Source organism: Enterococcus sp. 3H8_DIV0648, from assembly GCF_002140655.1.
GTDB lineage: Bacteria > Bacillota > Bacilli > Lactobacillales > Enterococcaceae > Enterococcus_A > Enterococcus_A hulanensis.
Genome location: NZ_NGLG01000002.1, coordinates 370671 through 381211, shown reverse-complemented (window position 1 = coordinate 381211; position 10541 = coordinate 370671). Strand labels below are relative to the sequence as shown.

The 10541-nt window shown below is 40.9% G+C and carries 10 protein-coding genes; all 10 read right to left on the bottom strand.

Going from position 1 to position 10541, the window contains the following annotated elements; all coding sequences use genetic code 11:
• Positions 1 to 411: hypothetical protein (locus A5875_RS23835; RefSeq protein WP_176244749.1), on the bottom strand; the 411-nt coding region annotated here is incomplete at its 3' end.
• Positions 412 to 718: 307 nt separating this feature from the next.
• Positions 719 to 1933, bottom strand: a complete 1215-nt coding sequence (locus tag A5875_RS18230) for an MFS transporter (RefSeq protein WP_088935008.1) — start codon at positions 1931 to 1933, stop codon at positions 719 to 721.
• Positions 1934 to 1937: 4 nt separating this feature from the next.
• Positions 1938 to 3104, bottom strand: coding sequence for a M20 metallopeptidase family protein (locus tag A5875_RS18225; protein ID WP_088935007.1), 1167 nt, complete (start codon positions 3102 to 3104; stop codon positions 1938 to 1940).
• Between the two features lie 160 nt (positions 3105 to 3264).
• Positions 3265 to 3633 carry a dihydroxyacetone kinase phosphoryl donor subunit DhaM gene (gene dhaM, locus A5875_RS18220; protein ID WP_088935006.1) on the bottom strand — a complete coding sequence of 123 codons (369 nt, stop codon included), beginning with the start codon at positions 3631 to 3633 and terminating at the stop codon, positions 3265 to 3267.
• Entirely contained in the window at positions 3626 to 4204 is a 579-nt protein-coding gene (dhaL, locus tag A5875_RS18215; RefSeq protein WP_088935005.1) for a dihydroxyacetone kinase subunit DhaL, read from the bottom strand. The genes dhaM and dhaL overlap by 8 nt, the downstream gene beginning before the upstream one ends.
• A 95-nt stretch (positions 4205 to 4299) precedes the next feature.
• Positions 4300 to 5283: a dihydroxyacetone kinase subunit DhaK gene (gene dhaK / locus A5875_RS18210; RefSeq protein WP_088935004.1), complete on the bottom strand. Its 984-nt coding sequence runs from the start codon at positions 5281 to 5283 to the stop codon at positions 4300 to 4302.
• A gap of 23 nt (positions 5284 to 5306) precedes the next feature.
• Positions 5307 to 5807: a GNAT family N-acetyltransferase gene (locus tag A5875_RS18205; RefSeq protein WP_207114030.1), complete on the bottom strand. Its 501-nt coding sequence runs from the start codon at positions 5805 to 5807 to the stop codon at positions 5307 to 5309.
• Positions 5808 to 5909: 102 nt separating this feature from the next.
• Complete coding sequence (locus tag A5875_RS18200) at positions 5910 to 6632, bottom strand: MIP/aquaporin family protein (RefSeq protein ID WP_088935002.1); 723 nt, start codon at positions 6630 to 6632, stop codon at positions 5910 to 5912.
• Positions 6633 to 6728: 96 nt separating this feature from the next.
• Complete coding sequence (glpK, locus tag A5875_RS18195) at positions 6729 to 8237, bottom strand: glycerol kinase GlpK (RefSeq protein WP_088935001.1); 1509 nt, start codon at positions 8235 to 8237, stop codon at positions 6729 to 6731.
• 20 nt (positions 8238 to 8257) lie between these two features.
• Positions 8258 to 10066 carry a type 1 glycerol-3-phosphate oxidase gene (gene glpO / locus A5875_RS18190; protein WP_088935000.1) on the bottom strand — a complete coding sequence of 603 codons (1809 nt, stop codon included), beginning with the start codon at positions 10064 to 10066 and terminating at the stop codon, positions 8258 to 8260.
• Positions 10067 to 10541 lie beyond the last annotated feature (475 nt).

Below are 10541 nucleotides of genomic sequence, written 5' to 3'. Positions count from 1 at the left end.
GCTAATCTCTTGTGCCGAAAATGTCTTTTGATAGTTCGCATAAGCATCATTAATTACTTCACCATCTATGTTACTTAAAAGAACATAGTTTTCATCACTGATTGAAACAAAAAACTTTTCACCCAGAGGAGTTGCTTTGGAAACTTCTGTCGTTTCTTTTGAACTGAGTGTCTCTTCTGTTTTTTCTTTTTCTGGTTGTGATGATGTAGTTGTTGGCACCGAAGAATCTATTGAATCCTCAGTCATTTCTTTAAAAGTAACTGTTGCACTTTGTGTCGAACTGAGTTCTACCTTTATATCACTAGACGAGTCAATTTCATCTGCATAGTATTTAAAACTAAATAGTGGTAAACAAACAATTATTATTAGAAACGCATTCCAAAACCCTTTTCTGTTTTTCATACACTCCATTAAATAACCCCCTAAGATTATTTAACTTCCTCCCTTACTTTTCCTGTTTCCATTAAAAGTATTTTATCATATTTAATATCACTAATGTCCAAAGATTCGATACTCCTTGTAACAACGAAAATGTTTTACTTTTTTTGAAAAAATAGCATCGGATATTCTTCGGATTATTCTGATAACGTCTAGACAACATCGGTGAGCTAACCTCAATAATACTATTGCTTACTCTCAATAAATTAGAAGCTTGCTTTTTTTATTAAAAAAAGCCATCAGAATAACTGATGACTTTCAGGAAAATAAATATCTCTTCTTATTTTTGATGCTCTAATTCCACGGCTGCCTCTTTGGTATCTTTGGTCTGAATAGCTAGTGAAACAATCCCAGCCAAAATGAATACTAAGGCAATAAAACTGAATGCTCCACCATAAGAACCGCTCGCATTAACCAGCCAGCCAATGATCATTGGTGCAAAGAAGCCGCCGGAAACGCCGATCGCATTAATAATCGAATATTTAGTAGAAACTTCTCGTTCAGCAAAAAGCTTCACTGGCAAACTCATCAACGTAGCGAAACTGATACTGGCTGCCGCCACTGCGATTGCCAAAAAGATCATACTTAAAACTAAAGAGTGACTTCTAGCCAGCAAGAAAGCGACTATTGCCCCCATTGTCGATGCAACTAAAATGACCTGCTTTTCTCGATTTTTAAAATAGCGACCAATCATCGAACCGGCAAACATCGCACTAATCATCATTACCAAACCGATCAACGCACTCATCATCGCCATTTTATTCATCGTCAAACTAAATTCATCTACTAAATAGGAAGCAATCCAACCGGTCATGCCGTAGACAGCCGCATTAATGAAAAAGGCCGCAAACACCATGATCCAAACATTTCGATCTTTAATCACCTCAAAGAAGGAAATATTGGCTTGATTAGCAGAAACGATTGGCTTTCCCGACGATTTTGGAATTCCTTTGATCATCAATAGACCAATCACTATTACGATCCCGCCATAAATAAAGTACGTCATTTTCCAGCCTACTAAGGTTAATAACGGGGCGACCAATATTGGGCCGACGATCCCGGCAAAACCAGAAGATGCGATCATAGAAGATTGAACCGGACCTCGTTTATCTGGCTCCACTTCCTTTGTCACGAAGGCACTGACCGCCGACGGATACCCAGCATGTGCAAATGAGCCTGCGGCAAAACGAACAAACAGTAAATATAAAAAGGAAAATCCCATTCCTAAGCAAATCATCAAAAGTCCGATCAAGAATACCGCAAAAATCATGATCTTACGACTGCCCAAACGATTGCCTAAAAAACCGAAAGGAATCTGAAATAGCGTATAACCTAAGAAAAAGGCACTCAAAATCAATCCCTTTTGTCCTGCATCAATTCCTAAGTCTTGTGCAATCGGAATTACTGACAAACTGATAATATTTTTATCAAGATAAACACAAGTATAGCCTAGGAATATCAAGATCAACGAACGATTTATTTTGCTTTTCCCCATAGGCTTAGACGCTTTCTAAATAGCTCAAGGCAGCTTCGACATAAACATTTGCACCAAATTCTAATACACTTTCATCTAAGACGATTTTGGGATTGTGCAGCATTAATTCTGTATCTGCAGCTGTAATAAACATTGTTGTAGTTGGGATTTGATGACTGATTTCGCCAAAATCTTCACTTCCCATCATCGGCACGGCCATAGGCGATTGTTTTAAAACATTTGAAGGAAAGACTTTTTCTAATCCGGCCTTGACAGTCTCAGTTACGTTCTGATCAATTTCATTACTGCAGCAGCCATTCGTGAAATCGATCGTGACCTTTGCTCCAAAGGCCTGTCCGATCGCTTCAGAAATTTCTACCATTCTTTTCTTGATTTGTTGACGGACTTCTTCTTTTAACGTCCGCAGTGTTCCTTTCATAAATGCTGAATTAGGAATGACATTGGAAGACCCTGGTGTACCGCCAACAAATTCGCCGATCGTCAATACGAAACGTTCAGCCGAACTAATTTCCCGAGCAGAAAGGGTTTGCAGTGCATCATAAATTTTGGTAGCCACATTGATTGGATCGATCGAAACTTCCGGCATTGAACCATGACTGCCGACGCCTTCAACATTAATCTCGAACCAATCCGCACTAGCCATAAAGGTTCCAGCTGGTGCTACAAAAACATTTCCTAATGGCAAATCTTTAAACGGAAAGACATGAATCATCACACCGGCGTCAACCTTAGGATTTTCTAATAGACCTGCGTCTAAACAATCCTTCGCTCCTTGCAAAATTTCTTCACCAGGTTGGAAAAGTAATTTCACAGTACCTTTCAATTCGCTCTCTCGTTCCTTTAAAATTTTCGCAGCACCCAATAGCATAGTGGTATGCATATCGTGTCCGCAAGCATGCATTGCACCATTTACTGAACGGAAAGGCAGATCGTTATCTTCTGTTAATGGAAGCGCATCCATATCTCCTCGCAATAAGAATACTCGCTCTCCTTGGCCTATGGTGCAAGTGATACCCATTTCACCGCAAGCTTGCGGCTCGTACCCGTACTCCACTAATTTTTGCCAAACGAATTTCTTAGTGGCCGGCAGATCCATTCCAACCTCTGGATTTTGGTGCAGATGACGACGGATTTCTACCAATTCTTGTTGCATTGATGTTTCTTTGTTCATTTTGATTCCCCCTTTGAAAAAGAGGATAGCACAATATCGATCTTAATAATTTCTTTTTTTGGAAAGGTCGCAAAAAAAAAACAGCATGTTTTCATTTTAGGTGTAATTTTAAATAAAAAAAGAGCCAGTTTCACCTGACTCTTCAAATTATTTAAAAGGACTATTTTATTTTTAATTCCGCTAATTGTTTTTCAATTTCTTCCTCTTTGGCATCTGCTGCCAACAAGGCGCAAGCAGTATAAGCACTTTCGACCAAGGCGGTATCAAATAATGTAACCTTTTTATCAGTCATTTCAATAGCCATTTCCAAATTCATTTTTGCACTGCCAAGATCATAAAAAGCTAATAACTCATCAGCAGAATTTTCCTCGATGGCTTGTGAGATTCGCTCCATCGATGTTCCAATACCGCCATCTTCCAGACCTCCGGCAGTTGTAACAGGAACATCCTTTGCGACTTCACCAATCAATCTTTTCAGTCCTTCGGGAATTTCCTTCGTATGAGAAACTAATACGACGCCTCTACTCATTGAAAACACCTGCCTCGATCATCGACTCAAAGAAATAAGCTGACGACATTGCACCAGGATCAATATGACCAATCGAACGCTCGCCGACATAGGATGCACGTCCTTTTGTTGCTTTCATATTTTTTGTTGTTTCAACAAGAATTTCGATCGTTGCTGGGTTCAAAGTACCGTTATTTAAATTTTCGACTGCAGGTACCCATAAATCTAGCATAGTCTTTTCTCCGGCCGTCGAATTTCCACGCTTTTCGATACCAGCGATGGCTGCCTTCAGCAGCATTTCTGGATCACTTGTCTCTTTGCTGGCCTTCATCATTTCCATCATAGCTGTTCCATATAGAGGACCTGATGCCCCACCAACTTTGCTGATCAGCGCCATGGCAGTTGCTTTGAAAATATCCGGCAGCTCGCCAGACAGATCCGCCGCCATTACCGCGTCCATGCCGCGAGCCATATTATTCCCGTGGTCGCCGTCGCCGATCGGTGTATCTAGTTCACTTAAATAATCCTTTTTGATTTGAATCTTTTCATTGAATAATTCTAATGTTTTACGCAAATTTTCTGGTGTAAACATGATGTGCCTCCCTATTCGTGCTAATATCGTCTATCATTCTGACGTAAGTTATTCGAAATGACAGCCTTAAATATTTTTTGTTCTTCCTGCGATAATTACCAAGCGATTGTATGAACCGGCTCGTTTAATAATCGTAAGCGTTCATCATCCAATTTGATCATCGTGATTGATGCGCCTGCCATTTCAAGAGAAGTCATATAGTTGCCGACTTTATTAAAAGTAAGCTCAATTCCTTCTTCGGCAAGGATACTCTTTGCATCATTGAACATAATAAATAGTTCCATCAATGGTGTTGCTCCCATGCCATTGACAAATAGTCCGTATTTATCGCCTTTTTGCCAATTGAATTCGGCTTTCAGTTTGCCAATAATTTCTTTGGCGATGTCGTAAGACGGTTTGATTTTTTCTCGACGATAGCCGGGTTCACCATGAATCCCAACACCGAATTCGATTTCATCATCTGCTAAAACAAAACCAGGTTTGCCAACTTCTGGAACGGTCGCGCCAGACAAAGCGATCCCTACTGTTTTGATGTCTTTCACTAACTCTTTACCATAACTAGCCAATTCTGAAACTGCTTTTCCTTCACGGGCCATACCGCCTAAAATTTTATGCACTAACACTGTTCCGGCAACCCCGCGGCGCCCTTGTGTATATGTGCTGTCTTCAACGGCGATATCGTCATCCACCAAGACCGAATCTACTTCAATATCATCCATTTCAGCCAAGTCTTTTGCCATATCAAAGTTCATCACATCGCCGGAATAGTTTTTAACGATCATCAACGTCCCTTTGCCCTTGTCCGTTGCCTTAATCGCTTCGTGAATTTGATCTGGTGTTGGTGAAGTGAAGACCTGTCCGCATACCGCGGCACTCAACATGCCATCGCCTACAAAACCGGCATGAGACGGTTCATGACCACTGCCTCCGCCGCTGACCAATGCGACCTGATCAAAGTCATCACTGCGGGCAACAACTAATGTTTCGGGAACTTGCTTCACATAATCTGGATACGCGCCAACTAATCCACTGACCATTTCTTCCACGACATTTTTCGGATCATTGATTATTTTTTTCACTTATTTTTCCTCCTTAATTCGCTTCAGGTATTTTTTCCTTCATAATCTTCTCTCAACAAACCATAAACAAACGTGTCCTGCCAAAGCGGTGTTCCGTCTGCTGCTTGATTGAAGAAGATATTTTTTCTTAAATGACCTTCTCTTTTGAAGCCTAATTTTTCTAATAACTTCCAAGAAGCTTGATTATCTGGGTGACATTCCGCAAATACTCGATGAGCCCCTTGTGCGAAGATTCGATCGATCATCATCGAAACAGCTTCATAGGCATAGCCTTGATGTTGGAAGTCATAATGAAAGACAAATCCGACTTCCCAGCTATCTTGTATAACTTCCTCAAGATAAATGTTGCCGATCACTTTATTTTTCAGACACACTGCCCAAAACACCTCAGACTCGCTATGATTCTGAGCGATCTCAATACTTTGCACCTGATTGATCGGTTCATAGGGTTCATATTTCACCACCCGCGGATCTGATAGATACTCCAATAAATCAGGCCAGTCTCCTGGCACAAATCTTCTAATGGTTAGTCGTTTTGTTCTTATCGTTTTCGTCCCTTTCGTAAAATTTCGTTCTGCATTAAAAACACACTAGGGTAATAGACAGATTCTATTACCCTAAAAAACTTACATTGGTAAAGCCATAAACAACAACGCAGCTAGAATGCCGCCAATAATTGGACCAACGACCGGAACCCATGAATAGCCCCAGTCAGAACCGCCTTTATTGGGAATCGGTAAGAATGCATGGGCGATCCGCGGACCTAAGTCCCGAGCTGGGTTGATTGCATAACCAGTGGTTCCACCCAATGATAACCCAATAACTAAAATCAAAATGCCGACAGCAATTGGATTTAGTCCATCACCAAATTTACTCATGCCAAAGGTCAATAATGCAAAAACTAACACGAACGTTCCAATGATTTCACTAATTAAGTTAGCACCTAAACTGCGAATCGCGGGACCGGTCGAGAATACACCTAGAATTGTGGCTTGATCTTTGGTTTCTTTCCAGTGGGGATAGTAATGAATATAGACTAAAACAGCCCCAATAATCGCACCGATCATTTGCCCCAGAATATAAGGAACAACCATATCCCAGCCAATTTTTCCGGCAATCGCCATTCCGATTGTAACTGCCGGGTTCAAATGGGCAAATGACATGTAGCCTGCAGCATAAGCACCAATCGTAACAGCGGCACCCCAACCTAATGTGATCGCGATCCAGCCAGCTCCTTCTGCCTTCGTTTTGCGTAAACTTACACCAGCTACGACACCATCACCTAGTAATACTAAAACCATCGTTCCAATAATTTCACCGATAACCTGCGTTGACATACTCGTGTCCATAAACTCATCCCCTTTAATTTTTGTTACTATGTCAGCTGCTCAGTAAATTTTTTCTCTCATAAAAATTTAGTTGCGCTGTGCAGCTGACGTATTAACTTATTTTTCCTTTGGTTGATGTTTATATTGCATCGTCGCTTGAACGGCTTCTTGCCAGCCTTTGTAAAGATCCTCGGTCACATCTTTATCCATTTCTGGTTCGTAGCGTTGACCATCAGCAGCAAATTTCTTGATTTCATCGACATCTTTCCAATAGCCGACCGCCAAACCTGCTAGATAAGCCACCCCTAATGCAGTGGTTTCCAGATAAGGTGCACGCTCTACTGGTGTTTGTAAAATGTCTGCTTGGAATTGCAGCAATAGATCATTTTTCGATGCACCGCCATCCACACGCAATAGTTTAATATCTGTACCAGAATCTTTGTTCATAGTTTTTACAACATCAGCCGTTTGATAAGCTAATGATTCAAGGGTTGCCCGAATGAAATGTTCCTTCGTGGTTCCCCGAGTCAATCCGAAGATCGCACCACGGGCTTGTTGATCCCAATAAGGTGCGCCAAGCCCAGTGAAGGCTGGAACGACATACACATTTTCACTGCTGTCTACACGTTTTGCGTAATCTTCAGATTGCGGTGCTTTTTGGAACATCCGCAAACCATCTCGCAGCCATTGAATCGCAGACCCGGCTACGAAAACACTTCCTTCTAAGGCATAAGTTACTTTGCCATCAATGCCGTAGCCAATGGTCGTTAATAATCCATTTTCAGAAAGAATTGGTTCTTCGCCCGTATTCATGACGATAAAGGCTCCTGTTCCATAAGTGTTCTTAACCATCCCTTTATCAAAGGCCAACTGTCCCACCAAAGCGGCTTGCTGATCACCTGCCATACCGGCAATTGGAACTTTATTTCCATAGAAATGATAATCTGCTGTATAGCCATAAATTTCTGAATTGGACTTAACTTCTGGCAGTATTTCTTTCGGAATATCTAATAGATCTAGAATCTCTTGATCCCATTTCAAATCATAAATGTTGTACATCATAGTCCGGCTGGCATTGGTGTAGTCAGAAACATGAGCTTCTCCGCCTGTCAGTTTCCAAACGAGCCATGTATCAATTGTTCCAAATAATAATTCGCCTTTTTTTGCCCGTTCACGTGAACCTTCAACATGATCCAAGATCCATTTAACCTTTGTCGCTGAGAAATAAGAATCGATCAGTAATCCCGTCTTCTTCTGGATCATTTCTGAATGACCTTGTTCCTTCAAGTCATCAGCGATATCACTAGTTTGTTTTGATTGCCAGACGATTGCATTATAGATTGGATGGCCGGTTTCCTTTTCCCAAATGACTGTTGTTTCACGTTGGTTGGTAATACCGATTCCTTCAATTTGATCTGGTTTCAATCCGCCTTCGATTAAAGCCCCTGCAATAACTGATTGAACTGAGTTCCAAATCTCATTTGCATCATGTTCTACCCAGCCTGGTTTTGGAAAATGCTGCGTAAATTCTTTCTGAGAAGAACTTACCTCCTTACCTGCTTTGTCGAATACGATTGCCCTGCTTGACGTTGTTCCTTGATCGATTGACATGATATAAGACTCCATGTTCCCACTCCTTTTATCTATTATTTAATGCTTTTTAAATCCGTTAATTGAGTTTCTTTGATTTGCTGCTCTAATTCAGATTGATAGGTTTCCTTTGTTTTAGAATCCCAGTCAAAATAATCCGCCATAGCATCCACAACGGCATCTTTGATTTCCATCAAGCGATGGCTGATAAACAGCATGTAATTGGTGCGGCGTAATAAATAATCCACCGGTGTCAAGGTCATCTCAGCTTCCATTGAGTAACGTAAGCACATTGATTCAGCTAATGAAAGACCTGCGAAGCTTTCCTGATCCTTCAAAGCGAAAACTTTCTCCGCGTTTGATCCATAAAGTTCTGCGATATATTTGGCATCCTCAGCGTTTAAGCCTTTCGCTTCACCTTTTTTAGCAATTTTTTCTAATTCTTCATCAACGTTCTGGGCATCGATTTCTCCACCGGAAACTGGGTATTTTTCTGAATCAACTAATTCAAATTTGCTATCAGACAATAAAGAGATAATTTTCTTCATCGCCCCAGTCGCCATCAAGCGATAATCAGTCAGCTTGCCGCCAGATAAAATCAAAAGTCCATCATCGGCAATCGTCAAATCACTGCCGCGAGAAACTGCGGATGGATTATCTTTCGGTTCCTCTTTGGCCGCATCCGTGATCGTTTTTTCTACTGCAGAACGAGACTGCTTGCCATTGGCGTAATCTTCGGCTGCATGAATAATTTTCTCGAAGTTCTCGTCGCTGATTTTTTCCTTTTTCGTTCCATTGTAGTCGCCGCCTGCTTCACTGATCAAAGGACGCAGACCTGCCCAAGCAGCCTCAATGTCCTCTACCGTCAGATTTACTTTTGGATAGCGGCGATTGACGATTTTCAATAAATAATCAACATCTTCTTGTTCAACTGTTGGATGATTAAAATCTCCTTGATAATCTGTATCAGTCGTACCAAAATACGTTTTACTTTCTCTAGGGATCACAAAGATCATCCGACCATCATTCTCACCAGTATCAAAATACGTTGGCTGCGGAACTTTCAGTTTTTCTCCGTCAACAACTAAATGAACACCTTTTGTTGGACGCATATGGGGTTTATGATCGATTTTTTTATCCAGCTTGTTCACGATATCGGACCATGGTCCGGTTGTATTGATAACCAATTTACTATTAATAGTAACTATTTGATCGTTTAATACATCTTTGGCCTTCACACCGGAAACTTTTCCTTGATCATCGTGAAGGATTTCTTCTACTTTCATGCGGCTTACAGCAATTGCGCCGTCAGCGACTGCCCGCTTGATATTTTCAATCACTAAACGAGCATCATTGTTGCGATAGTCTAAGTAAACACCGCCGCCTAATAATCCATCTGATGCCAGTTGCGGTTCTCTTTCCAAAATTTCTTCTTTACTCAACATATAATTTGCATATTTGCCGCCTGTAATTCCTGCTAAGTGATCATACAAATCCATCGCCACTTTGACAGAGAATAGATTGAAGGTTGAGCCTGGCTCATCATAGATTGGCAAAATCATTGGGTCCGCTTTCGGAATATGCGGAGCAACTCCCTGAATAATCGCACGTTCACTAACCGTATCGGCTACTACTTCGACATCAAAGGTTTTAAGATAACGTAATCCTCCATGAACCAGCTTGGTGGATCGGGAAGAAGTCCCCTCTGCAAAATCCTGCATCTCTAGTAACGCCACCGATAATCCTGATGCCGCTGCCTGCAACGCTACACCCGCTCCAGTGATCCCACCGCCAATGATTACTAAATCAAAGGTTTGATCACTCAATTTTTGAATCATTTTCGATCGCTCTCGAAAAGAAAACATGGATAAACACCTCGTTCCGTTTTAATGAATTATTTTTCTTGGGGAAAAATAGTTTGATTGTCTCTACGCCTACCATCCTACTAAACTTTTGTTTCATAGTTTGGATTGACTTTGATTAACTCCCTCGACAACTGACTAACTGCGAAAAGTTGGACTGGCAACCTCGTTCCTTCATAATGAATTATTTTTCTTGGAGAAAAATAGTTTGATTGTCTCTACGCCTACCATCCTACTAAACTTTTGTTTCATAGTTTGGATTGACTTTGATTAACTACTTCAACAACTGACTAACTGCGAAAAGTTGGACTGGCAACCTCGTTCCTTCATACATGATTTATTTCTCTATGGAATTGACTTAAAAATGAGCTGTGAAGTTAAACATCCCCTTTTTAGAACAAATAATGGTTTATTAGAACTTACAAAATCAGTGTATCATAACGAAAAACGCTTTCAAAAAATTTGGATTGTAAATTAT

What these genes read in the sequence shown, in the direction of transcription:
- A5875_RS18230 (WP_088935008.1), bottom strand. Translation starts at nt 1,933, where the DNA reads ATGGGGAAAAGCAAAATAAATCGTTCGTTGATCTTGATATTCCTAGGC.
- A5875_RS18225 (WP_088935007.1), bottom strand. Translation starts at nt 3,104, where the DNA reads ATGAACAAAGAAACATCAATGCAACAAGAATTGGTAGAAATCCGTCGT.
- dhaM (WP_088935006.1), bottom strand. Translation starts at nt 3,633, where the DNA reads ATGAGTAGAGGCGTCGTATTAGTTTCTCATACGAAGGAAATTCCCGAA.
- dhaL (WP_088935005.1), bottom strand. Translation starts at nt 4,204, where the DNA reads ATGTTTACACCAGAAAATTTGCGTAAAACATTAGAATTATTCAATGAA.
- A5875_RS18200 (WP_088935002.1), bottom strand. Translation starts at nt 6,632, where the DNA reads ATGGACACGAGTATGTCAACGCAGGTTATCGGTGAAATTATTGGAACG.
- glpK (WP_088935001.1), bottom strand. Translation starts at nt 8,237, where the DNA reads ATGGAGTCTTATATCATGTCAATCGATCAAGGAACAACGTCAAGCAGG.
- glpO (WP_088935000.1), bottom strand. Translation starts at nt 10,066, where the DNA reads ATGTTTTCTTTTCGAGAGCGATCGAAAATGATTCAAAAATTGAGTGAT.